A 25,925-nucleotide genomic window follows, 5' to 3' on the forward strand; every position below is an offset into this window, starting at 1 on the left:
ATGATAGTAGTTGATAAGGTTTCAAAAAAATATAGTAAAATTTATGCTGTTAAAGATGTTAGTCTTGAGTTCAAAAAAAAGGAAACTATAGCGATTATAGGTTCTTCTGGTAGTGGTAAATCCACTTTATTACGAATTATTAATGCGCTAGAAATACCTACTACTGGACAAGTGTTTATTGATAACAAAAAGTTAACTCAAAAGAATAAAAGGAAGCTTTGCCTTAAAATTGGTATGGTTTTCCAATCTTTTAATCTTTTCCCACACTTAAATGTTCAGGATAATTTAATATATGCTCCTGTTAATATTTTGAAAATGCAGCAGATGACTGCCATTTCTAAGGCGGAGAAATTATTAGAGCAATTTGGTTTAAAACAAAAAGTTACTGCTTTTCCTATCAATCTATCTGGAGGACAAAAACAGCGAGTAGCCATTTGTCGAGCCTTAATGATGGATCCAGAGGTAATGTTATTTGACGAGCCTACTTCAGCTTTAGACCCTGAAAATATTAAAGATATTATTGAAATTATCTCTTTATTAAAAAGTCAAATGACGATGATTGTTGTTACTCACCATATCAAATTTGCCAAAGCGATAGCGGATAGGATAATTTTTATGAATCACGGGCAAGTTCTAGCCGATCAGCCAGCCGCAGAATTTTTTGAAAAGCCAAAATCTCATAGAGCAAGATTATTTTTAGAGAATATAGGTGACTTAATGTGAGCAATAAGAGTCTTATAAAATTAACAATGCTTTTATGTATTAGTATGGTCATTACCTTCTTGATACGTAAATTGGTAGATGCACAATTTCCTGGATTCTCTTGGAGTAGCCAGAAAAGTATATCTTGCTTTGTAATGATTTTGATTATTATCAGTATCGTTTATAATTCCTTTAATCAAAAGGGGATAAAGATCGTCTCTATTCAGCTATTAATTTGGGGGCTAATTTTTTTGATCATAATTATTGGTTACGCTTTCAGATTTGAATTAAATTATACCACACAACGAGTCGTATCCGTACTAATACCATCATATAATTGGGTCAATAAACAAGGAGAATTAGTGATTAGCCGTAGTAGCGACGGACATTTTTACATTGACGTATTGGTAAATGGAGTAAAAATTAAATTTATGATTGATACCGGAGCAAGTGATGTTGCCCTTACTACTAATGATGCTAAAATGCTAGGGTTTGACTTATCAAAACTACATTACACTAGAATTTACTCGACGGCTAATGGTACTAGTACAGCCGCCCCCGTGAAATTAGATAGTGTAGTAATTGATAACAGAGCTTTCTTTAGAAATATTGAAGCTCATATAGGTACTGGTGGTCTCGATATATCACTACTAGGTATGTCAGTATTAGAGCGTTTTAAAAGTTTCAGAATAGATCGAGATATGTTAATTTTAAGTTGGTGAAGCTATTCAAAAACTAGGAGATTGCAGGCAGTCTCTAGCGATGTATAGTTAATTCAGGAGAATTTGGGGCTAGGAACGATGGAGCGACGCCTATAAGTAATAGGCGAGCATTGAGCGACGACGTCACCAACTTCTTATCAATTGACTATACACCACAATACTTACAAAAATACGTTAATGAGTTCTGTTTTAGATATAATAACAGAGATAATTACGATATATTTAATTTGTTGGTACAACAAGCTTTTTTGTAAAATTGGAATATTCTTTATGTATACTAAAAGATTAGAAGCATCTGTAACGCATGATATCCTGGTTCAACTTGCTAATCTTGGTTGGATTGTCGATGAAAAAGACCCAAGATGTAACGTTTATCAACAAAGAGTGAAACTTACCAAACAAAAAGAATTACTTAACGGTAAAATACCTGACTTTGTACTATACAAGGAAGGAAGTAACGAACCAATAATAATAATTGAGGCAAAAAAACCAAATGAAAGTATACAATTAGCAATGCACCAAGCATTGAATTTGTATGCTAAACCACTAAATACGCCGCTTATATTTGCTTATAATGGAAGTTATATTGAAACCCAATATTTGTATAATGGGCGTAATCTTAAAATTGACGGGGAAGATGTAAGGCAATTTATAAATCACCATACGGCACTCAGATTTGTTAATGAGGGCTCTGAAATACTATCTGCGGTAAATTTCATTCAGCATTCAAGAGACGAACTTATTAGGGTCTTTAAAAGTGCGGCTAATTTACTAAGAGAGGATGGATTACAAGCTGGTCTTGATAGATTTGGGGCATTTTCTGATATTTTGTTTTTAAAAATTCTTGATGAAATTTCTGTTCTAAAGATGTTGGGAGGTGAAGAAAATAAGTTAGATGAGTATCTTAGATGGAGTTCCTTTTCTCAGAAAAAAGGAAACGAATTGTATCAATATGTGAAAGATATTGTTTGGATTAAGATTAACAAGAAATATGGCGATATTTTTAGCGAAGCGTTCCCTATTAATTCCCCTGATATTTTTGAAGAAATTATTTGTGAGCTTTCAAAACTTAACCTTACAGCTTCAGATAGTGATGTGAATGGTGATGCTTTTGAATATTTTTTAAAAAATGCTTACCAAGGCATCAAAATTAAAGATTTAGGCGAATATTTTACACCGAGAAATATTGTAAGAACAATGATAAGTATAGTTAATCCTAAAATTGGCGAAACCATTTATGACCCTTTTTGTGGTACAGGAGGATTTTTAATTGAAGCATTTAGATACTTAAAAATCAGAACTTCGTTTAACGACGAGATGCAAAATATTCTAAGAAAAAAAACAATTTACGGTTCTGAGATTACTGTTAATGCAAGAATTGCAAAAATGAATATGATTTTGTTTGGAGATGGACATAGTAATATCAAGAAACAAGACACCCTTTCCGATTATGTAAATCAAAAATATGATATTGTAATTACAAATCCACCATATTCGCAACAAACAAGGTTTGGGTCTTTATATCCTATTCAATCAAATAATGGTGACGCTATTTGTCCTTTGCATTGCTTTGAAGCTTTAAAACCAGGTGGTAGAGGCTGTTTACTTGTAAAAGAAAACTTTGTTTCAGATGGAGGCAATGTTGGAAAGGTGAGAGAGTATATTTTTAATAACTCATCAAATGTTTCTATTGTTTCATTGCCAAGAAAGCTTTTTGAACCTTATACACCAACAAAAACAAGTATTATATATTTCGAGAAAAACAGAAAGATCTCAGACACGTTCTTTTTTGCAATTAATGCGGTTGGTCATGAACTTGGTTCAAGAAAGAAGCCAATTAAGGATAATGATTTACCAGTTGCACTTGATGCTTTCAATAATAAAAAGGCTGTTGCAGAGATTGAATCTGCCATAATACCATCAACTGAAATAGCCAAGAATAGCTATAGTTTATGGATTTATGATTATTTAGATATTTTTGCTAATTTAAAAGGTGATATTATAAAACTTGGTGATTATATTGAGGAGATAACAGAAAAAATAGAACCGTCTTTACAGCCAATTACAGATTTTAGAATTTTAGGGGTAAGTAATAGTATTGGTATTTTTGACAATGAAATTTTAAAAGGCGAGGACATAAACCAAAAATATAAGCATGTTCAAGCTGGAGATTTGGTATATAATCCGCATAGGATTAATGTTGGTTCTTTAGGTTTAGTTTTCGAGGATTTAAGCGGTGGTTATGTAAGTGGTATTTATATTGTCTTTAGGGTTTTAAAAAAATTCCAAGATACTCTACCATCCGAATATTTATTACATGTTTTAAAGTCAAAATATTATTTAGCCATTATTGGCAAATACGATACAAAGTATGGAGCTGTTAGAGCAAACTTAACTTATGAGCAGCTTTGTAATATACACATACCATTACTTAAAAAAAATGAAATGAAAGAATTTTTAGAAAAAATAAGTAAACTAAATAATATCACGGAAGAATTTCAGAAAATTAAAAATAATCTTAATGAATCTATACATGAAATTTTACCTAATTTATGAATTAAGTATAATTGTCCTTGAGGATTGGTTGGAAAAATGTAAGTTGACTATTATTTTAAACTTAATAATAATATTAAACTAAAGAAAGTGGATATAAATAGTCTTTATATTATAATTAACAGTACAAATAATAAATTTGGATCTTGGTGGCTTAAAATTACGACTTTTAAACTATCCTCCAGACTTCCGCAAGAAAATGTTGAAAGATGGGAAAAGAGGATATGGAGGAGCCATAGAGCTGGGAAATGATTTTTTAGGCGGTTTGTTGTGCCTAGTAAACAATTTGTTATGATATAAAAATATATTATACATATTAATTCTACAGTTATCTATATGTACATACGTCATAAAAAAACACCAAATAGTCCAAGGCAATCAATACATGGTTGAAGGATACCGAGATAGCAAAGGTAATGTCAAACAACGTATTGTCCGACATTTAGGGGTATTCTTCGATGATACAGAAGAAGCCAAATTAGTTGCATTAGCAGAGGATTTAATTGTAAAGATTAAAGCTGAACGGGCAACAGCTTCCGGTCAGGGCCGCTTCTTTGCTGATGATGACTCAGCTAGGGTATGTCGTCACGAGATTGTGATTGCATAATTTTATGTGATTTGTTATTATAATTGTAGTAATAAAAATAGGCGATAAGAAGCAATGAGTTTAGCACATAGAAGACATGATATAAGCGATGAGCTTTGGAATAAGATAGAAAGTAATTTACCTGGTCAGAAAGGTTGTTGGGGAGGTATTGCAAGAGACAATAGAACTTTTATAAATGCAGTGATGTGGATATTTAGAACGGGAGCTCCATGGAGAGATTTGCCTCCTGATTATGGCAATTGGAAGAATGTACACAGAAGATTCTGTAGATGGCGTGATAATGGGATATGGGAGAATTTGCTAAATATTTTTATAAATGCTCCTGATTTTGAATGGTTAATGATAGATTCTACATTTGTAAAAACTCACAAAGCAGGACTTGGAGCGAAAGGCGGGAATCAAACGGTTAGTCGCACAAAAGGGGGCTCAATACAAAGGTACATATGGCCGTGGATGCGTATGGTATGCCGGTCAGAATTATTGTTACAGAAGGTTCCAGAAATGATTGTACTCAAGCTTGTGAGTTAATCCAGAATATGGAGGCACAACATCTTATGGCTGATAAAGCTTACGATACAAACGCCATAATAGAATCGGCTGTGAATGCAAACATAATTCCTGTAATACCATCAAAAAGAAACAGGAAGATTCAAAGAGAGATAGATAAATATCTATATAAGCTAAGGCACATTATTGAAAATACATTTCAAAAATTTAAAGAATGGCGTGGTATAGCAACAAGATATGCTAAAAATACAAAATCATACATGGCGGGTCTTTGTTTAAGGGCTTTACTAATGTGGGCTCAAATCTCGTGACGACATACCCTAGAATCGCAAAAGACCCAGGGAATATTATCACTAAAAATATTTACTATCCCTAATAAGCAGTAGATTCACCCCCATCAAGTAGAATATTTGAGCCATTTAGGTGTACAGACTTATCTGAAATTAAAAAAGATATTAAATTGGCTACATCGTCGGTATGCCCATATGATCTAAGAGGTATAGCCGCTGTATCCAAAGATAGCTGTGCTTGAAAAGTGGTATTATTCAACTTAGCTTTTTCCTCAATTCTCTTCTTGTGATACTCAGTTAAAATTATACCTGGAGAGACTGCATTAACACGAATTTTACGAACAGCAAAGAATTGTACGAGGTTTTTTACTTCACCTATCCAAGCAAGCCGTAATACATTAGTATTCTGATAATTAGGCAAATAATTTTTAGAACTACTACCTGATATTATAACAATACTACCATTATTTTCGATCTTTTCTCCAAATATACGCACTACTTCAAGTGGAGCAACAAAAGTTTTTTGAAATTCTTCAGACCATTCTTGTGTACTTGGAAAACCATTTTTACGTAATGATGGTCTTGGACCAATCAGCACAATTGCTTTGAGTGATACTCCGTCTGTTTTATTTGCTGCAGCTTTAATAGTTTTAAAATCAGAAAAATCTATTTTTAGTGTTTCAACTTTTGTACTTGGATACTTTGTTTGCAACTTATTTTTGAGAGATTTTAATTTTTTCTCATTTCTGCCAGTGATTAATAAATTATATCCTTCTGATGCCAGAGATAAGCAAATTGCCTCTCCAAATGCCCCAGTTGATCCAGTAACTAGCACTGCACTACTTGAACTATCAGCAATAGTATAAGTTGAAAAACAAAATATTAATGTAAAAATAGTAATAGAAATTCTCATATAGCTATTAATTATTCCTTATTAAAGGAAAAAATATACTACAAAGTAATTATGAGTCAATAATTTTTCCTGGTTTTGTCGCATCTATAAAAAATGACTAAATTTCTCCTTGAAAACCGCATGGCTTCCTTATCATTTTCTATGATTTTTCATTAGCAACCTATAGGGAATTTATTTTAGCAATGGTATATTATTATGAAGTCAACTATTTACAAAGTAAATTACCTATTATAATGGCAGATTATGGGTAATTGAAGAACAATTTAGAATCAATAAGCATAATTTGCAAATGCGACCAATTTTTCATTGGACAAGTAAGAGAATTGAAGCACATATTGGTATGTGCTATATGAGTTTTGCTGTGCTTAAACAAATAGAATATAAAGTAGCACTTACCCAAAAAATCAGTGTAACTAATATAGTTGAGTTATTAGTGGGAGTACAATCTTCAATTTTAAGGCATACAACAACAGGAGATTTGTATAGGCTACCAGGCAACATGAAAAATGATGCAAGGAAGATTTATAAAACCTTCAATCTTAAACGCTCAGATGCTATAGAAATATATCTAAAATAAGCAAATAATGTTGTGCCTAAAATCTATACCCCTTATAAACTAAGGCTTGCAAGACTTCCTCTTAATAAAAACTACGGAAGTCGGGAAGAAGGGTTAAGTTTGCAGAAACATCGAAACTTTTTAGTACATTGAACCTTGTATGGACCTACCAGATAATGCAAGAAAAAAATAATATATAACAGCAGAAAATCGAATGCAGTCATGTATCCGGCTTATAGTTAATAAATCACTTTAAATTTACCCTATAGCCCTGATGGAATTCGCTGGCTTACAAACTTATACTTATCATCTTTTCGACTTCTAAAGAGCCATTGTTCAGTTCAGTTTTTTCATAAGCTAAGGTTTGTCTTATTTACCATCAATATTATCATTCTTTCGCATATTCAGGATCAGAATCTATTAAATTTCTACTTACCTGTGCAATAACAAAACCAAATTCATGTAATAATCCCCTGATCTCATTAGCAAGTGCAGTAAGGTTTTTTACCACTCGCTGCCTTACTCTATGAATAAATAAAATATCTTGTTGCTCTGCAGTTTTGATAGGCACAAACCTCATATTAGGTCTTGCTACTGCCTCGCATATTGCTTCGCTATCTGCTGATCATTTTTATTAGTTTTAACATAAGGCTTAACAAATTGTGGAGCCATTAGTTTTACATTATGACCTAATTTTGTTAATTCTCTTGCCCAGTGGTAACTTCCATATGGACCTCCTTATTGTTGTTTAGGATTCATTTCCTATCCTAGAAGATTAGCATTTGCTTCTCATTCTGTATATATATAGGGTAGGTCCATACCATTACCTTTATTGCTTAATTAATTCTTACCATAGCTTTATCTTTATATCAAATTATTTTGTTAAAAGTGCCATATATTGTAGTTTTTATGCTATGTATAGCCTTAAAACCTAGATAAACCGAAATACGCTCAATGATTATCTGTTGATAGTATGATATTTCTAAAGCAATGCTCGAATTTTCTGCTTGTACATGTAAAATATTTATTAATTGTCCTTTCTCTTTAATTCTAGATATTTTTAGAGGGGTAGTTTTGCTACTAAATTTCGCTCCAACAATCTTATTCCAATTAATCATAATTTCTGCAAGCAATGGGTGCTGTTTGCCAAAGATTCTTCTAATAATTATGTTGATGTCATGGCTGAGTGGTTTCATGGGCAAAATTAATGATTGTAACCATTACTACTAATACAGCAAAAATAGTTGATACTAAAGGAAAATACAGAGAAGTGATGGATAATACCATCAGCAATATGTTGCATATTATAATTCTACACACTACTTCCCTATGACTTTTACCATTTTTCACTGCCTTTTGAAAAAAATGCTTTAAATGAGGTTGCCAAATCTTCTCCTTATTAAGTAGTCTAATTAATATGGTTAGTCCTCCATCGGTCATATAATATAAGCTAGCAATAGATGAAGCAATAAATAAATGAATACTAGAAGCTGAAATAAGTATTAAACATAAACCTAATAAAAATCCTAGACTTATGCTGCCTACGTCTCCTATAAAAATTTTAGCAGGATGCCAGTTAAATATCAAAAAACCTATAGAACATCCCAATATAATGATATTAAGTACAATAATAAAATTTATATTTATTATTGTATCATACTTTAAATAACAAAGTATCAATATGGTGATGGATAAATGAATAGATTCAGCACCACTAATACCATCTATTCCATCAAGAAAATTGTAAATATTTAAAAAGGTAATCAAGTATATTATGGATAACACAAAATCAATATATAGTGGTAATTCGTGATGAAACAATAATGCTGGAGATAAAAATAATATAATGCTTATTGTGGAACAAATTATGTGAATAATTAGTCTTATAAATACAGGAATAGAGACAAGATCATCTAAAAATGAAATTGTAGAAATGATCAGTAATAATGGTACAATTTTAATTGAGTTTATCAACATTTCTGTTACAAAATATTCATAGGTGATAAGACCAATTATTACCACTATTACTATAGCAATCCCACCTCCTCTTGGTGTAATTTTATTGTGTACTCTACGTGGATCTGGTATGTCCACCATTCCAAAAGATGGAAGATTAAAAATCAATAGCCAAGTAAAAAAACTTGTTGCTATAAAAGAGAACAAAAATAAAAAATTATAATTAATAAAATCACTCATAACAACATATTAGATTTAAAACTGAAATATTCATTAGCTGCAATAATTACGTGGTCATGGACAGATATATTTACATTAGCACAAGTTTCTACTATTTTGTGTGTTAGTTTAATATCAGTATTTGAAGGCTTACTAACACCACTTGGATGATTATGTACCAGTGTAATTGCCCCAGCTTCATTAAATAAAGCTCTTTTAATTATTTCTCTTGGATAGATTGTTGCCTGATCTATGGTGCCTTGGCTTAAAACTTCATCAGCAATCAGGACATTCTTTTTATTTAGAAATAAGATACGAAACTGTTCTGTTTTCATATTACCCATAGTTGCTTTCAGATAATCTATTAGAATGCTCCAAGAGCTAATGACATTTTGATTTATTACTTTTTGTTTTAGCATTCTATTAGTTAATTCACGCATAGTAACAAAATTTATGTATAAATTATCATTAGTCCCCTTAATATTAAGTAGTTTTTCTTTATCTGTATTTATTAAATCAGCCAGACTACCAAATCGCGTTAGTAATTCCTTCGCTAATGGTTTTACATCTTTTCTAGGTATTACAGAAAATAATATCATTTCAAGTAATTCATAATCCGCAAGATTTTCTGCAGACGTAACAATACGTTGCCTTAGACGTTGTCTATGTCCAATATAATGAGGAGTATCATCTTTCATATTGTTCTATTATAAATCTATTTTATAAGGTGGATATGTCAAGTGTTTTGGTGACAAAGTAAAAATGTCAAAACCATCTTTGGTTACCCCCAAACTATGCTCAAATTGTGCTGATAATGATTTATCACTTGTGGTAACTGTCCAATCGTCTAATTTACTTAGATGGGTAGAGTGATGTCCAGCATTTACCATTGGTTCAATAGTAAAAAACATACCTTCTTCTAATACCAAGCCAGTGCCAACTTTCCCGTAATGTAGAACATCCGGTTTTGTATGGAATATACGCCCTATCCCGTGACCAGTATAATTTCTAACAACTGAATAATTATGCTTCTCAACATAAGTTTGTATAGCATTTCCGATAGTTCCCAAATGTACTCCTGGTTTCACTAGTTCAATTCCTATCATCATAGCATCATAAGTAACTTGCACTAAGCGTTTTGCTTTAATTCCGACATCACCAACGTAAAACATTCTACTAGTGTCACCGTACCATCCATCAACAATTACGGTAACGTCAATGTTTATGATATCACCATTCTTAAGGAGTTTATCATTTGGGATACCATGGCATACTACATGGTTAACAGAAGTGCAAATTGATTTTGGGAAGCCATTATAGTTTAAAGGTGCAGGGATTGCATTATTGGATACAATAAAGTCATGGCAAAGATCATTTAAATAAATGGTACTTACCCCTGGTTTTACATAATTAGTAATGAAATCTAAGGTTTCCGCAGCAAGTTTACCTGCAATATGCATTTTCTTAAAGTCTTCGGCTGTATGAATGGTTATAGTCATAAAATAATTAACTTTTTTTATTAAAATTATCTATTGAAAGTAGAAATATATACTAAATTTTCACTTTTTTAAATTATTATTTGAATTTCATTGGATCTTTTTCAACAACCCTGACTTTATAGAAGCTATAAGATAGGGTTATTGTCTCAACATCATTCATTTCTTTATCTTCCTCAAAATCATGGTCTATAAAAAATGTTACGGGCATTAACATTTTCTCTCTTGCTTTTAATAACTGTTCTTCAAAACAAAAACAATGTATTTTAACAAAATATTTACCGGCTTTATTGGGTGTAACATTATAAACGGAAGTTCCTATTATATCATCGTTGCTTAGATTTTCAGACTCGTAAAAAATTAGTGTATTTTGTCCTGGAATAACTGTAGCCCTTCTTTGTTTAGGAATAAATCGCCAAGGTAAATTACTATCAACATTAGAGTCAAATTCTATAGTTATCATTCTAGTTCCCTTTTTAGGGGAATATATATTAAATTCCTGTCTTACGGTGGTGCCGCCATAACCAGTGACTTTACAAAATAAATTATAAATTGGTATCGATGCAAAGCTTAAAAAAACCATACTAAATGCTAAGCTAACTAAGGCTAAGGCAAACTTCCTATTGGAACGTCTATTAGAATCTGTAAACATTTCTCTCTATTTGGATTGTAAAAAATCAAATTTTAACTTTTTACGAAAAGTCTATTTAAAATATCTTAAACTTATGATATTATATATTCGTTTTAATAAAACAACCTATTTTAAGGTATTATATGACTAACAAAATCAGTGTGCCAGTAATTTCTGCAGAATCAGGATTTTATCAATATTTGCAAAAAATTAATAAAGTTCCATCACTCTCACAAGAGGAGGAATTTTTACTTGCCAAAGCCTATCTTGAACAAAATGATCTAGAAGCTGCTCATAAGTTAGTAACTAGCCACTTGAAATTAGTAGCAAAAATTGCCATTAGATATAGGAATTATGGGTTACCTCTAAACGAGCTTGTATCAGAAGGAAGTTTAGGTCTTATGCAAGCAGTAAAAAAATATAATCCTGATTTGGGTTTTCGCTTGTCTACTTATGCTTTGTGGTGGATTAAAGCTTCAATCCATGAATATGTCTTGAAATCTTGGTCTTTAGTTAAAATGGGTACTACGGCAGCACAAAAAAAATTATTCTTTAGCCTTGGTAAAATTAAGCATAAAATTGCCAACCTATATTCAAGGGCTGTCACAGATCAAGATTTTGTTCAAATTGCTCAAGAACTTGGAGTGACTACCAATGAAGTTAGTGAAATGAATGCTAGATTATCTGGTCCGGACTTATCATTGAACAATTTGGTAAATGGTGATGATAATAGTAGTAGCGAATTAATTGAATTTTTACCAGAAACTCGTCCAAGTCAAGAGCTAAGATTAATTAGCCAAGAGGATTCTGCTAATAAGCATAACTTGTTAACACAAGCGATGAAGATCTTAAATGATCGCGAATTACATATTCTTACTGAGCGTAAATTAACAGATTCTCCAAAAACCCTCGATATTCTTAGTATGGAATATAAAATTTCTAAGGAAAGGATTAGACAGATTGAAAATACTGCATTTGAGAAAGTGAAAAACTTTATACTACAACAAGTGCCAACACCTGTTTAAAATCTATTTAGATATTTCAGTCGTCATTGCAAGGAGACCGTAAGGTCGACGAAGCAATCCTTTCTAATTACTTTAAGTCATACGTTAGCATAAATACTGGGAAAAATATGGACAATGTATTCACTAATTTTAAGCTAGCTTTAGCTAAGAATAATGGTAGCTTTTTTGAGCATGATATTATCTGCAATAATGCGTTAGTAAGATTGAGACCATTAAACACAGAGGATATATCCACGTTTGCTCGGTTCCATTCTGATTATGCCATTTGGAAATATTTTGCTATTAAAATGCACCAAGTACAAGATATGAACGACTACATTGATGACGCCATACAACAAAGAAAGTTGGGTTTGCGATATCATTTTGCTATTGAAGATCAGAAAACAGGGAAAACTATTGGATCAACGGCTTTTGGGAATTATTCTCCGAAAGACAGCAGGATAGAAATAGGTTGGAGTTGGATAGAAACATTATTTCAAGGAAGTGGTATTAATAAAAATACAAAGTTTCTTTTGTTACATTTTGCGTTTGATTACCTGAATATGGAAAGGGTGGAGTTTAAAACAGATGCACTTAATGTAAGAGCTAAAGGTGGGCTTGTTAAAATTGGAGCAACTGAAGAAGGTGTGTTGCGAAGCCACACTCTCATGCCTGATGATAGACGCCGAGATACAGTATACTATAGTATACTTAAAGATGAGTGGGATACAAAATTACGATTAAAAAACTTTTCTGATTGCTCTAGTGATGTTCAAATTTTAATACTATAATGATGAATAAATACATACCATAACGTAACTTTATGGATATTTATGTGTTTATTGTTTTTCAACAATATTTATTTAGCCATAGTAAATTGGCATCATTGCGAGAAGGCGTAAGCCGACGAAGCAATCCAGAAAAGTGATTAAATGGATTGCCACGCTACCTACGGTGGCTCGCAATGACGACTTTTCTACTTTATTTTCTTAAACTGACGCTTATGAGCATTGAGCGACGACGTCCCCAACTTCTCATCAATTGACTATATAAACATGAAAGAACCATTATCGATATATATACACTGGCCATTCTGTCTATCAAAATGTCCGTATTGTGATTTTAATTCTCATGTTTCAGATAAAGTAGACCATAATGATTGGCTGAAATGTTATGAGTTGGAACTGAATCATTTCAAGAATACTATAGGTCATAAATATATAAAATCTATTTTTTTTGGTGGTGGCACCCCATCTTTAATGAAGCCATTTGTTGTTGAAGGAATCATTAGCAAAATAGCAAATCTAGCAACAATAGATGAGTACACAGAAATTACTTTAGAAACAAATCCTACTTCATTTGAGACCGAGAAATTTAAAGACTTTAGATTAGCTGGAATAAATAGGGTATCAATTGGCGTTCAGTCTTTAGTAGAAAATGACTTAAAGAGTCTAGGGCGACAACATGATGTGGGACAAGCAATCAAAACTATTGAGACAGCTCGTCGCATTTTTCCCAGAATATCTTTTGACCTAATTTATGCAAGAAGTAACCAAACTCTAAAAAGTTGGCAAGACGAACTAACCAATGCTATGCAACTTGCCTCAGGTCATATCTCGTTATATCAACTAGTCATCGAAAAAGGTACGTTATTCTACAAATTGTTTAACGATGGGAATTTGACTATACCAAGCTCAGATCAAGCAGCTGATCAGTATGAATGGACTAATTTATACTTAAAGTCACAAGGATATCTTAGGTATGAAATATCAAATTATGCTATATTAGGTCATGAATGTAAGCATAATTTGACATATTGGCAATATGATAATTATCTAGGTATAGGCCCAGGTGCCCATAGTAGAGTTAATATGTACTATATAGTTAATTCAGGAGAATTTGGGGCTAGGAACGATGGAGCGACGCCTATAAGTAATAAGCGAGCATTGAGCGACGACGTCACCAACTTCTCATCAATTGACTATAGTGATTTTACATCTAATCTCTATAGTATCATGATGTGGCATAAGCCAGAAAAATGGTTGCAAACTGTTAAGAGTTTGGGCTGTGGCGTTCAACATATCAATAAACTTTCTATGCAAGAAATAACCGAAGAAATGTTGATGATGGAACTACGTCTTGAAAAAGGTATAAATATTGACCTTATACAAAAAAGAACTAGTAAACAATTATTTGAGATTTTGGATATACAAAAGGCAACATACTATAAAAAGCTAGGTTTACTCCAGTGGGATGAGGAGTTAGGCGATAAAGGTCATATTAATCTTACAAGTAAAGGTCTAATGTTACACAGTTATATAGTACCAAGGTTGTGTCCATAAAAACCACCAACTAGTAGGTTGTCGGCAGTACTCGAGATTTTTTACTATTTTCTTATGATGAAAGAATCCGTGAACATTTACAAATTATTTCGGTTTCCTTAAAAAAGCTGGAATATCATGGACATCAACGTCTACATCGCTCTTTTGAGAAATTGGAGGAATATGGTTTTTGATTTGCTCTTGATTTTGATTAGTATTGGATTTTAGTGAATTCCACATTCTACTGAGTAAAGATGCTTTGGCATCATTGCTACTTATAGTTGGCTGATTTGGTATATTAATTGATGTCGCCTGAACGTTTAAGTTTAAAGACTGTACTCCAGAATCTACTAAGCTAGCTTTTTCACCAGTATATTGGGCAAAATCTGGAATTTCTTCTAAAACTGTTGTCTCTATTAAATCATGGTTATTAGCTACTTGTTCACAACTTGCAGGATTACTAGTTACTGATTCAATAGGTTGGGGTTTGTTGCTTATGACTTGATCAGCATCAATACCAGTAGCAACTACCGATACCCGAATAACACCATTTAATTCTTGATTAAACGTTGAACCAAAAATAATATTAGCATCGCTATCCCCTACTTCTTCTCTAATTCTATTAGCCGCACTATCAACCTCAAATAAGGTCATATCCGCACCACCAGTAATGTTAATTAACACCCCTCTAGCACCACGCATTGAGTTATGATCTAATAGTGGATTAGAGATAGCCGCTTCAGCTGCCTTAACCGCCCTATCCTCACCAGATGCTTCTCCCGTACCCATCATAGCTTTACCCATTTCACTCATCACTGTTCTAATGTCAGCAAAGTCTAGGTTAATCAGACCTGGCATGATCATCAAATCAGTAACCCCTCTGACTCCGGCATGTAATACATCATCTGCCATTTTAAAGGCATCGGCAAAGGTAGTATTTTCATTTGCTATACGAAATAAATTTTGATTCGGTATTACTATCAAAGTATCAACAAATCTTTGTAGTTCTAGTAAACCTTGTTCAGCAGTTTTAATTCTATGTTTTCCTTCAAAATGAAAAGGTTTAGTAACTACCCCCACAGTAAGAATTCCTAGCTCCTTAGCAATCTTTGCCACAACCGGAGAAGCACCTGTACCAGTACCTCCACCCATACCGGCAGTGATAAACACCATATTGCTACCTTCTAAATGCCCCTTAATCTCGTCAGCTGATTCTTCAGCTGCTAAAGCCCCGATTTCTGGAGACGCACCAGCTCCAAGACCTTTAGTAATCGCAACACCTAACTGTATTTTGTTGTCGCATAAGGAATGTTCGAGTGATTGGGCATCAGTATTGGCAACAACAAAGTTTGCTCCTTGCAATTTGGCAAGTAGCATATTATTTATTGCATTACCACCAGCTCCTCCAACACCAAATACTGTGATAATTGGTTTAAGAATTACATTTTCTGGTGCTTTGAGATGTAAAGCCATAATAATATTTTACCTGTTAAATATAAATTGTTTTTAGTATAATAAAGAATCTGAAAATTTCTACCATAAAATATATTTCATAAAGAGCATCAGTCTAATTATAGTGAATTAACTTGAATTGCTAACGTTATAAATCCGATTAGTATTTAGCCTCAACGTCATGGCTCAGAGCCACTTTAGTGGCGACAAAGCAATCCAAAAAACGATTAAAATGGATTGCATCAATTCCACTAAAGCGGCTCTGAGCCATGACGTTATCTGTCATTGCGAGACCACATAGTGGTCGTGGCAATCCATTTTAATCGTTTTTTGGATTGCTTTGTCGCCACTAAAGTGGCTCTGAACCATGACACTGATGCTAAATACTAATCGGATTTATAACGTTGCCAATTCAGGTTAATTCACTATACCATATTTTTTGCTACCACTAAGCGATCAAACTCCTCACCTGATAAAAAATTTAATTTTATAGCAGCTTCTCTTAAAGTTATACCTTCTTGATAGGCTTTTTTTGCAACTTTTGCCGCATTATCATAACCTATATGCGGATTTAAGGCTGTCACTAACATCAGCGATTGCTCTCTCAGCTTATTAATACGTTCTATATTCGGCTCTAAACCTTCAATACAATGCGTAACAAAACTATTGACGCTAGCAGAAATCAACTCTATTGACTGCAAAATATTATATATTATAACCGGCTTAAAGGTATTTAATTCAAGATGACCGTTTGATCCGGCTATAGCTACTGCAAGATTATTACCCATAACCTGCACGCAAACCATAGTCAATGCTTCAATTTGTGTTGGATTAACCTTACCTGGCATAATTGAAGAACCAGGCTCATTTTCCGGTAAATGTAATTCACCAAAACCACATCTTGGTCCCGATCCTAATAGCCTAATGTCATTAGCCATTTTCATTAAACTTCCTGCTATGGTATTTAGAGTACCAGAAAATTCTACTAATGCATCATGAGTAGCTAATGCTTCAAATTTATTAGCAGCACTTTTGAAAGGATAGTTGGTATATGCAGCAACTTGATCAGAGAATCTTACAGCAAATTCTTTACGGCAATTAATACCAGTCCCCACTGCAGTTCCACCTTGTGCTAAAAAATATACTCTTTTTAGTGATTCCTCAACTCGTTCTATGGCATAGGCTATTTGCGTTACATAACCAGAAAATTCTTGCCCAAGCGTTATTGGCGTAGCGTCCTGCAAATGAGTACGTCCTATCTTAACTATATTATTCCAAGCTGTAGCTTTGGTATTTAACGCCGAATGTAGGCTGGTTAATGCTGGAATTAATTGTTGTTTACTAGCGAGTATGGTTGCGATATGCATAGCAGTTGGAAATGAGTCGTTGGATGATTGTGCCATATTTACATGATCATTTGGATGAATTGGCGATTTACCACCCTTCTTGCCTACTAATTGTTCATTACCAATAGAGGCTATTACCTCATTGATATTCATATTAGTCTGAGTACCAGAGCCAGTCTGCCATACTACTAAAGGAAATTGATCATCAAATTCCCCTTTTAATATTCTAGAGGTAGCTTGATCTATTGCTTCTGATATCTCAGGCTTAAGATCGCCTAATTCTTTATTGACCTTTGCTGCACATTTTTTTAAAATTGCTAGTGCCTTAATCAACTGAATAGGCATTTTTTGCTCGCCTATCTTAAAATTCTCAAGAGACCTTTGAGTTCCCGCCCCCCAGTAAAATTGATCGTCTACTTTGATTTCTCCAAATGAATCGGTTTCAATTCTATAATTTTTCATATAAATTTTTCTTTTTCGCTTTTATTGTATTTATAACTAATCCGACCGTCATTAATCAAACCGTCATTGCGAGGAGGTCGCCAGACCGACGAAGCAACCCATTTCTATTCACTTTTTCTTGGATTGCCGCGTCGCCGCTTTTAGCGCCTCCTCGCAATGACGGCTTGAGGACGTAAGGTCTTCTCGCAATGACAAGTCGGGTTAGTCAATTCACTCATCATCAACAGGGTTACCTGAATCATCAGTATTCAAAGATTGTTCATCAAACATGAAGAAAAAGGCTTTAATACTATTATTAGGGGTTTCTATGAATATAGCCCCATCCTGATAAATGCCATTATCTTTACTGTGTGGGTTATAGTTCCCCTGATTCAGATGTATATCATGTATACCTCTAGGAGGAAGTTGAGAATGTTGTTGTTTTAGCTGTAATCCATAAGGTACTACTTCCCTTGTTTCGATATCATCATAAGACTCACCTAAAATACATATCTTTGTACCACGGATAATATGCATGTCTAGCAAAGATGAAATTTCTTGCCATGATTTTGCTAAAGTATTCTTTAAATAATCTACTGGCAAAATTCCACTGCGAAAATAATCAAGTCTATAGGCTTGATTTAACTTATCTAAGCGAAATAATCCCTCATTTCCTAATTTAGCTAAATTAGTTAACAACTCATTATTATTCAACTGATCGACATAGTATAGTTTAACATTAGCTCTAGAATCAGACTGAATATCTATATTTACTTGATATTCTAATTTGTTGGCTTGTACTATAAGATTATGATGAGTCTCTGTGTGTTTTGTACGATCTTCTAAATCCTGTGATACGATTCCTTTTAGATAGGAATAGTTTGCCAACATAACAATATCCTTTATAAGAGTTAATTTATATTATATCAACTTGTCGGTGAGTCAATCATTTTAAGATTATTTGTTGTTTTGATAACCCAGTAAATTAGACTTCCTGCATAAGTCAATCTAGATGCATTAATATAAATATTTTTGTTTGAGATAGTTTAAAAATATTTCCGATTTAATTCGATCTTCACCCGTAGCGTCTTTAATTAATTCACTAGTACTTTTTAATGAGCCATAGTTTCTAAGATTATTATTCAAGAATTGGTTTATACCTTTGAATTCTCCTCTGGTGATTTCTTTTTTTATGTTATGGTTCACTTCTTGTGCTTTTTTCATCAGCATTGAAGCAATAATTGCTCCGTTAGTATAAGATGGGAAATAACCAAAGCTGCCCATTGGTCAATGTATATCTTGTAAGCATCCATCTGTATCTGTTTGTGGAGTAATTCCTAAATATTCTTGCATCTTATTATTCCAATAATGTGGCAAATCATCCAAAGTTAGCTCTCCGCTAATTAATAATTCTTCTAATTCAAGCCTAACTATTACATGTATTGGGTAAGTAACTTCATCTGCTTCTACTCTAATAAAATTAGGTTTTACTCTGGTCATTAATTTGTAAAGATTCTCCCCAGAATATTCTTGTCCTTTAAATCCGAATTCGTCCTTAAGTAGCATTGATAAAAATTCACAGAATTCTCTTGATCTACCTACTTGCATTTCCATAAATAAAGACTGACTTTCGTGGACAGCCATACCTTTAGCCTTTCCTACAGGTTGGTTCTTATATTTGCTAGGCAGATTTTGTTCATATAAAGCATGACCTGTTTCATGTATAATTCCCATGATCCCTGAAATAAAATTACGTTCATCATACCTATTAGTTAATCTAATATCATCAGGAGTGCCTTGACAAAATGGATGAGCCGATTCATCTAATCTACCTTTAGTGCAATCAAACCCCATTATTGCCATAAGCCTTTTGGCAATTAGTTTTTGTTGTTCTTTATTAATAGTGTCAACTATAGGTAGGACATGTTCTTTGCTTTGTTTTTCTACTACCTGACTAATTAATTGCGGTATGGTTTTTTTAATATTATTAAAAACTACTTTAATTTCATCTAGTTTACGCTCAGGGTCATATGTGTCAAGTAAAGCATCATATTCAGTACAATTTAGGGTTTTGGCTTTAGATTTAGCCATTTCCCGTATACAATCTAATACTGTTTGTAGATAAGGTTTAAGTGATAGATAATCATTATTCTTTTTAGCATTTCGCCAGATTAACTCACATTTTGCACTAGCAGTAACATATTTTTTTCTTAAATCATCATCTATACAGTTAGATTCTACGATCCGTCTTTTTGTTTCTTGTAAATTTGCTAATTGCCAAATATCTAGCATATTTTGGTTTTCAGAAACAGTCTGTATTAATTCACCAAGTTTTGGTGATTTTAATCTAGAATGTGCTATGGAAGATAATAGTGATATTTCGTTTGTTCTACTATCAATCGATCCTTGCGAAATGTTTACTGCGATATCCCAATAAAGTATACTAATCACGTTATTAATTTGAAAGATTTGCTCTAATTCTTGTTCTAACAATGTATAATGTTTCATATAATTATTCCCTAATTCAAAAATTGTTTTAGCTATTTTTATAGTATACTAGTTTAGCAAAAATCACTATAATAAAACTTGATTTTTTTACATATATAACTAACTCGACTAACATTACTTTCAATTCACAGCGTCATTGCGAGAAAGACCTTAGATAGACGAAGCAATCCACAAAAGTAACCAAAATGGATTGCTTCGTCGCTACTAAAGTAGCTCCTCGCAATGACGTTGTGAATTGAAAGTAATGTTAATCGGGTTAATTGCAATTATCCAATTTTTGGATAATTAATTATAACAAATTTATGTTATTATAAATTGACCATTATGAAAAATACATATTACATTACTACACCGATTTATTATGTCAATGATATACCTCACATAGGGCATGCTTATACAAGTGTTGCATCTGATGTAATAGCAAGATTTATGCGTTTATCAGGTAAAGATGTGATGTTTTTAACAGGTACTGATGAACATGGTCAGAAGGTAGAAAAATCGGCTATTGCCAAAAATGTTGAGCCGCAAATATTTACTGATACGCTGTCTGAAACTTTTCGGACATTAATGCATTCAATGAACATTTCTAATAATGATTTTATTAGAACCACAGAAGCTAGGCATAAGCAAGCGGTAAGTAGTTTGTGGCAGACATTACTTGATAATGGTGATATTTACCTAGGTAGCTATAAAGGTTGGTATTCTGTACGTGACGAAACATTTTATAATGAATCAGAATTAACAGCCGACGGATTAGCTCCAACTCAAGCTCCTGTTGAATGGCTTGAAGAACCAAGTTACTTTTTTTCTTTATCAAAATGGCAAGATAAATTATTGGATTTTTACGATGCCAATCCTGATTTCATCAGACCAAATACCAGACGTAACGAGGTTATTAGCTTTGTGAAATCAGGGTTGCATGATTTTTCTATATCGCGTTCTAGCTTTAACTGGGGAATTAAAGTGCCAAATGATGAACAGCATATAATATATGTATGGCTTGATGCGTTAACAAACTATATTTCAGCTTTAGGATACCCAAATGATACAAGCCAATATAATAAATTTTGGCCAGCTGATGTGCATGTGGTTGGTAAAGATATATTGCGTTTTCATGCAGTATATTGGCCAGCATTTTTGATGGCAGCAGGATTGCCGCTGCCAAAATGTATTATGGCACATGGATGGTGGCTTAATGAGGGACAAAAAATATCGAAATCTATAGGAAATGTAATTGACCCACTGCAGTTAATAAAAGAATTTGGTTTAGACCCAGTTAGATATTATTTGATGAGAGAGATAATATTTGGCTCAGATGGAAGTTATTCTCGAAGTGGTTTTGTTAATAGAACCAATAGTGAGTTATCTAATAAAATTGGTAATTTGTTGCAAAGAACTCTAGCCTTTGTTTATAAGAATAATGATGCAAAAATTCCGTTAATTAGCCAAGAATCTATCAACGACATTTATGAATCATTTTTAATTAAAATATCACAACAAATTATATCAGAAAATTTAATATTTATGGATAGATTTGATATGAACTCGGTGTTAGAAAATATTATTACTTTAACTGAAGAAGCAAATATTTACATAGATCGAGAAGCCCCTTGGCAGTTAAAAAAAACTGATCCTATAAAGATGGCGAAGGTGCTATATACGCTACTTGAAACGCTAAGATATATTGCTGTAATGTTGCAACCATTTATCCCTGATTCAGCTAGTAAAATGCTTGATCAGCTTGCTGTGCCAGAGAGCCAGAGAATGTTTAAACATTTAACCAAGGAGTTTAGTTTAACTCCAGGCAGCATCATTAGTCAGCCAGAAGCTATATTTCCAAGATTTCAGGAGATATTTAGTACAAATGACCAAAATATATAGATATATAGATTTACCAATTACTCTAACATCTTCAAATCATTTGAGGATGTTATTGATAGCGGATGGCAACTTCTTAACAGGTTTATATTTTGTTGGGCAGAGACACATGCCAATTTTAAGCAGTGATTATCATGAGCAGCAAAATTCTAGCATATTTGAGCAAATTTACCAAGAATTAATAGAATACATAAATGGTGCTAGAAAGGAATTTACCATAGCTTACCGTTTCACTGGAACTAATTTCCAAGAAAAGGTATGGTCCACCATCTCTACTATCCATTATGGTAGAGTGATAAGCTACAAGAATATTGCGGATTTAATATTTGCTCCTAAAGCTGTACGTGCAGTAGCAAATGCTGTAGCACGTAATGCTCTGTCAATCATAGTGCCATGTCATAGAATTATAGGTACTGATGGCAAACTAACTGGCTACGCTGGGGGGCTTGATCTCAAGAAGAAACTTTTAGAACTAGAAAAAAGTTAAGTGTTATTAGCTAATAGACACCAGTTTGCTATAGATAAATACTTATCAGGTTAGCTATAGCAATTCACCATATTTTAATTGATACACTCTATGCATTTTACTTGCCATTTCATGATTATGAGTTACCACAATAATAGAAGTATTCTTTTGATTAACAGTTTTGAGTAATAAGTTAAAAACCTCATTAGCTGTATTAGGATCTAGATTACCGGTAGGTTCATCAGCTAAAATAATTTGAGGATTATTAATTAAACTACGGGCAATAGCTACTCTTTGTTGTTCGCCACCAGATAACTCACCCGGCATGTTATGTATTTTATTAGCCAGCCCTAACTCTACTAGCAACTCTTCTGCTTCCCTGAAAGCGGATTTACGATTATTACCAGCAATCAATTTTGGCATTGCTACATTCTCTAAGGCAGTAAAATCTTTGAGTAAATGATGTCGTTGATAGATAAAACCTATATTATGCAATCTTATTATATGAGCATAATTCTGGGAATAATTTATTGAATTTATTTCTACCACACCACTATTCGGGGTATCAAGTAAACCAGCTATATGCAGTAAAGTTGACTTACCACTACCAGAAGAACCTATTATGGCAACTAATTCTCCTTGCATTACAGTTAAGTTAACATTACTTAATACTTCAACAATAGATTTTCCCTGCTGATATTTTTTAGAAATATTTTTTAATGTTAATACAGCTTTATTCATAACGAAGGGCATCCACAGGATTCAATTTAGCAGCTTTATATGCCGGATAAATTGTTGCACAAAAACATAAAACTATAGAAATACTTGCCACTAATGTTATATCTTCCATTTTTACCTTCGATGGTAGACTATATAAATAATAAATTGCTGCTTCAAAAATTTTAGTACCAGTTATTTTTTCCAAAATATTTTTAATAGACTGAATATTATAAGCAAAGCTTGTACCCAATATTATACCTAAAACAGTACCTGGTACACCGATAAACATGCCGTTACAAATAAAAATAAGCATAATCTGCCGAGTACTTGCACCAATAGTACGCAGCACTGCAATATCTGAGGTTTTGTCTTTAACCAACATAAACAAACTAGAAACGATGTTAAAGGCTGCTACCATAATAATTAAGGAAAGAATAGTAAACATTGCTACTCTCTCAACAGCTAAAGCATTTAGAAACTGTAGATGCGATTTTTGCCAACTTATCACTCGTAATTTTGAGCCTAAAATATTTTGTATCTCCCAAGCATAAATTCCCGCGTTACTCGGTTCTATTGTTATTACCTCGATTAGATTAATAACTTCACCAAAAGACAAGAAATTTTGTGCGGCAATAAGCGGCATTAAAATAGTTGCCGCATCATAATCATATGCACCGCTAGTGAAAGTAGCCACAACCATGAACTCTTTAGATCTAGGCATACTACCAAAGGCAGTAGAAATTGAATTAGGAGAAATTAATTTTATTTTGTCTCCTGCTTGAATTCCTAGGTTATAAGCAAGTTCATTACCAATTGCCACCACATCTTTACCAGAAAAATCAGCAAAATCTCCGGTATTAACATTTTGTAAAATCTGATTTTTATATTTGAGTTCACTTAAATCTATACCTTTAATTACCGCACCACTATTTGCTCTGTTACCTAGGGCTAGAGCTTGACCCACAACGCTTGGAGAAATATGTTTTATATAATTTTTACTAAGTAACTTTTTGTTAATTTCATCATAATTTGCTATAAAACGTGATAATGGGGTTATGCTAATGTCACCATTAAGCCCAATAATGTTTTTAGTTAATTCATAATGAAAACCGTTCATAACGGACATGACCACGATCAATGCGGCAACGCCAATGGTTACACCGATCAAAGAAAAACCAGAAATAATAGAAACAAATTTCTCATTCTTCTTGGCTCTAAAATATCGGACTGCTACTTTTAGAATAAAATTATTTTTTATCATTATTATAATTCAGATTTATTAAAAATCTTATCTTCTTGCAATAGTTTATAACAGAAAATCAATGCTATGACTATAGTGATACACATAACAATTGCTAATGATGTAAAATTACCCTGATAAAAATAGCTAACCAATTGCAAACATATTGCTGTAATAATCAATCTTCCTGATACCAGTATAGCAGTAATCCTCCCTTTAGCATTTGGCACACTCTCTAATGCAAGTATCCATAAAATATTACAAGGAAATATGCTACCAACTGCCACTAATTGTACTACTATTGTTATTGTTAATGGATCATTAGTTTTAAGTATAATCAAAATTATAGCAGCAATTATAAAAGCTACCAGTGCTGCAATACTAAAGAAAAAACATTTTTTCTGTCCAAACTTGTTTAATAAATACCCACTGCTAAAACTAAAAGCTGAAAATATTGCTGCCAATGCTCCTTGATATAGACCAAATTGTTGAATAGGTACCCCTAAATCTCGCATATACAAGATAGGGGCAATACCAATAAACACCCAATAACTTTGAAATAAAAAAATCAGAGTTATTAGATAATAGATAGCTTTTTTAGACTTAAAGACTACGCTATATTCTCTTAGGGATATTTTTACATTATCATTTGCCTGCCCTTTGGGAATAAATAATATGCCGATTATCAAACACAAGACTCCCAATATTAACAGTATAGCAAAATTCCCTCGCCAACTAAGCAAAAAATTTACATAACTTCCTACTACCGGTGCAAAAGCCATAGCTAAGGTAACAGTACCATTTAAAGTACCCACCATTTGTTGTTGTTGTTCGACCGAATATATATCAGCAAGTACTAGATAACAAAGCACCGCTACTCCAGATATACCAACCCCTTGCAGGAATCTACCAAATAATATCATATAATAATCCATGGCAAACAGACAAAATACACTGCCAATCACAAATATTACAAGACCTATAAGAATAATTACTCTTCTACCAAACCTATCTCCTAAATTTCCAACAATTAGAGCTGTGAAACAATGGGCTATAAGATTTATTCCTAGTAAAAATTCGACCTTAAAAGTAGAAATATTAAAGGTATCTTGTAAATCTGGAAAACTAGGGACAAATAAATCTACCTCAGCCCCAGCCAAAATTTCCATAATTATAATAGCAATAAACAAATTCATGCAAACACACTTTTGAATTTAAAAATGAATATATATTATATTTGAAACATGTCTAATAGTTTTCAACTTATTATTTAGATTATGTTCACGCGACTTATCTTCCAGATGGAGAGGAGTAAAAATTATGCTACGAGACGGGATTAGTATGCGGCACAATGTCTAAAAAATTAAATTTTCTTTACTGACTACATGTTATCATTT

General features: G+C 32.9%; 22 protein-coding genes and 3 pseudogenes. 11 read left to right on the plus strand and 14 right to left on the minus strand.

What is annotated here, in order from left to right:
* The 5 genes from ACFELW_RS06940 (at position 1) to ACFELW_RS06965 (ending at position 5,402) form a co-directional block, all read left to right on the plus strand.
* Positions 1-723: an amino acid ABC transporter ATP-binding protein gene (locus ACFELW_RS06940; RefSeq protein ID WP_094649421.1), complete on the plus strand. Its 723-nt coding sequence runs from the start codon at positions 1-3 to the stop codon at positions 721-723.
* A gap of 26 nt (positions 724-749) precedes the next feature.
* Positions 750-1,424, plus strand: coding sequence for a TIGR02281 family clan AA aspartic protease (locus tag ACFELW_RS06945; RefSeq protein WP_375330538.1), 675 nt, complete (start codon positions 750-752; stop codon positions 1,422-1,424).
* Positions 1,425-1,694: 270 nt separating this feature from the next.
* Complete coding sequence (locus ACFELW_RS06955) at positions 1,695-3,980, plus strand: N-6 DNA methylase (protein ID WP_375330044.1); 2,286 nt, start codon at positions 1,695-1,697, stop codon at positions 3,978-3,980.
* Positions 3,981-4,362: 382 nt separating this feature from the next.
* Complete coding sequence (locus ACFELW_RS06960; protein ID WP_375330045.1) at positions 4,363-4,584, plus strand: hypothetical protein; 222 nt, start codon at positions 4,363-4,365, stop codon at positions 4,582-4,584.
* A gap of 54 nt (positions 4,585-4,638) precedes the next feature.
* Positions 4,639-5,402 (plus strand): IS5 family transposase gene (locus tag ACFELW_RS06965; protein ID WP_375329687.1). Its coding sequence is split into 2 segments (ribosomal slippage): positions 4,639-4,996 and positions 4,996-5,402, totalling 765 coding nucleotides; the frame shifts between segments, so codons are not numbered across the junction.
* A gap of 61 nt (positions 5,403-5,463) precedes the next feature.
* Here the strand turns inward: ACFELW_RS06965 and ACFELW_RS06970 are convergent.
* Positions 5,464-6,294: an SDR family oxidoreductase gene (locus ACFELW_RS06970; protein WP_375330046.1), complete on the minus strand. Its 831-nt coding sequence runs from the start codon at positions 6,292-6,294 to the stop codon at positions 5,464-5,466.
* Positions 6,295-6,643: 349 nt separating this feature from the next.
* On the opposite strand from ACFELW_RS06970, the gene ACFELW_RS06975 reads away from it, so the two are divergent.
* Positions 6,644-6,871 (plus strand): hypothetical protein, encoded by a 228-nt coding sequence (locus ACFELW_RS06975; protein ID WP_341759500.1) that lies wholly within the window; start codon positions 6,644-6,646, stop codon positions 6,869-6,871.
* Between the two features lie 391 nt (positions 6,872-7,262).
* Here the strand turns inward: ACFELW_RS06975 and ACFELW_RS06980 are convergent.
* The 6 genes and pseudogenes from ACFELW_RS06980 to ACFELW_RS07005 all read right to left on the minus strand — a co-directional run.
* Positions 7,263-7,573: pseudogene (locus ACFELW_RS06980) on the minus strand (IS110 family transposase); the annotation flags it as partial.
* A gap of 146 nt (positions 7,574-7,719) precedes the next feature.
* Positions 7,720-8,046, minus strand: coding sequence for a DUF721 domain-containing protein (locus ACFELW_RS06985; RefSeq protein WP_341759501.1), 327 nt, complete (start codon positions 8,044-8,046; stop codon positions 7,720-7,722).
* Complete coding sequence (locus tag ACFELW_RS06990; protein ID WP_341759502.1) at positions 8,027-9,046, minus strand: UDP-phosphate alpha-N-acetylglucosaminyltransferase; 1,020 nt, start codon at positions 9,044-9,046, stop codon at positions 8,027-8,029. The genes ACFELW_RS06985 and ACFELW_RS06990 overlap by 20 nt, the downstream gene beginning before the upstream one ends.
* Complete coding sequence (radC, locus tag ACFELW_RS06995; RefSeq protein ID WP_375330047.1) at positions 9,043-9,723, minus strand: RadC family protein; 681 nt, start codon at positions 9,721-9,723, stop codon at positions 9,043-9,045. The genes ACFELW_RS06990 and radC overlap by 4 nt, the downstream gene beginning before the upstream one ends.
* Before the next feature lie 9 nt (positions 9,724-9,732).
* On the minus strand, positions 9,733-10,524 hold the full coding sequence (map, locus tag ACFELW_RS07000; protein WP_341749368.1) for a type I methionyl aminopeptidase: 792 nt from the start codon (positions 10,522-10,524) through the stop codon (positions 9,733-9,735).
* Positions 10,525-10,600: 76 nt separating this feature from the next.
* Positions 10,601-11,173 carry a cytochrome c oxidase assembly protein gene (locus ACFELW_RS07005; protein ID WP_375330048.1) on the minus strand — a complete coding sequence of 191 codons (573 nt, stop codon included), beginning with the start codon at positions 11,171-11,173 and terminating at the stop codon, positions 10,601-10,603.
* 122 nt (positions 11,174-11,295) lie between these two features.
* On the opposite strand from ACFELW_RS07005, the gene rpoH reads away from it, so the two are divergent.
* From rpoH to hemW, 3 genes are all read left to right on the plus strand, one after another.
* Positions 11,296-12,177 carry an RNA polymerase sigma factor RpoH gene (gene rpoH, locus ACFELW_RS07010; RefSeq protein WP_375330049.1) on the plus strand — a complete coding sequence of 294 codons (882 nt, stop codon included), beginning with the start codon at positions 11,296-11,298 and terminating at the stop codon, positions 12,175-12,177.
* Between the two features lie 107 nt (positions 12,178-12,284).
* Positions 12,285-12,947: a GNAT family N-acetyltransferase gene (locus ACFELW_RS07015; protein ID WP_375330050.1), complete on the plus strand. Its 663-nt coding sequence runs from the start codon at positions 12,285-12,287 to the stop codon at positions 12,945-12,947.
* A 264-nt stretch (positions 12,948-13,211) separates the two neighbouring features.
* Positions 13,212-14,498 carry a radical SAM family heme chaperone HemW gene (gene hemW / locus ACFELW_RS07020; RefSeq protein WP_375330540.1) on the plus strand — a complete coding sequence of 429 codons (1,287 nt, stop codon included), beginning with the start codon at positions 13,212-13,214 and terminating at the stop codon, positions 14,496-14,498.
* A 461-nt stretch (positions 14,499-14,959) separates the two neighbouring features.
* Here the strand turns inward: hemW and ftsZ are convergent.
* The 4 genes and pseudogenes from ftsZ to ACFELW_RS07040 form a co-directional block, all read right to left on the minus strand.
* Positions 14,960-15,950: pseudogene (ftsZ, locus tag ACFELW_RS07025) on the minus strand (cell division protein FtsZ); the annotation flags it as partial.
* 404 nt (positions 15,951-16,354) lie between these two features.
* Positions 16,355-17,737: a class II fumarate hydratase gene (fumC, locus tag ACFELW_RS07030; RefSeq protein WP_375330051.1), complete on the minus strand. Its 1,383-nt coding sequence runs from the start codon at positions 17,735-17,737 to the stop codon at positions 16,355-16,357.
* Positions 17,738-17,947: 210 nt separating this feature from the next.
* The gene (locus tag ACFELW_RS07035) at positions 17,948-18,607 is read right to left on the minus strand and encodes a DUF2278 family protein (protein WP_375330052.1); all 660 of its coding nucleotides are present in this window, start codon (positions 18,605-18,607) and stop codon (positions 17,948-17,950) included.
* Positions 18,608-18,733: 126 nt separating this feature from the next.
* A pseudogene (locus tag ACFELW_RS07040) lies at positions 18,734-20,224 on the minus strand (carboxypeptidase M32).
* Between the two features lie 324 nt (positions 20,225-20,548).
* Here ACFELW_RS07040 and metG point away from each other — a divergent pair.
* On the plus strand, positions 20,549-22,105 hold the full coding sequence (gene metG, locus ACFELW_RS07045) for a methionine--tRNA ligase (protein WP_375330053.1): 1,557 nt from the start codon (positions 20,549-20,551) through the stop codon (positions 22,103-22,105).
* Positions 22,089-22,589: a methylated-DNA--[protein]-cysteine S-methyltransferase gene (locus tag ACFELW_RS07050; protein ID WP_341759513.1), complete on the plus strand. Its 501-nt coding sequence runs from the start codon at positions 22,089-22,091 to the stop codon at positions 22,587-22,589. The genes metG and ACFELW_RS07050 overlap by 17 nt, the downstream gene beginning before the upstream one ends.
* A gap of 54 nt (positions 22,590-22,643) precedes the next feature.
* Here the strand turns inward: ACFELW_RS07050 and ACFELW_RS07055 are convergent, their stop codons facing one another.
* From ACFELW_RS07055 to ACFELW_RS07065, 3 genes are read right to left on the minus strand one after another with little or no spacing between them, the layout of a single operon-like run.
* Positions 22,644-23,309: an ABC transporter ATP-binding protein gene (locus ACFELW_RS07055; RefSeq protein WP_094649560.1), complete on the minus strand. Its 666-nt coding sequence runs from the start codon at positions 23,307-23,309 to the stop codon at positions 22,644-22,646.
* Positions 23,302-24,549 (minus strand): lipoprotein-releasing ABC transporter permease subunit, encoded by a 1,248-nt coding sequence (locus tag ACFELW_RS07060; RefSeq protein ID WP_375330054.1) that lies wholly within the window; start codon positions 24,547-24,549, stop codon positions 23,302-23,304. The genes ACFELW_RS07055 and ACFELW_RS07060 overlap by 8 nt, the downstream gene beginning before the upstream one ends.
* Before the next feature lie 2 nt (positions 24,550-24,551).
* Positions 24,552-25,724 (minus strand): MFS transporter, encoded by a 1,173-nt coding sequence (locus ACFELW_RS07065; RefSeq protein ID WP_375330055.1) that lies wholly within the window; start codon positions 25,722-25,724, stop codon positions 24,552-24,554.
* Positions 25,725-25,925: the final 201 nt, after the last annotated feature.

The sequence above is a fragment of the Candidatus Tisiphia endosymbiont of Nemotelus uliginosus genome (assembly GCF_964264755.1).
Classification (GTDB): domain Bacteria; phylum Pseudomonadota; class Alphaproteobacteria; order Rickettsiales; family Rickettsiaceae; genus Tisiphia.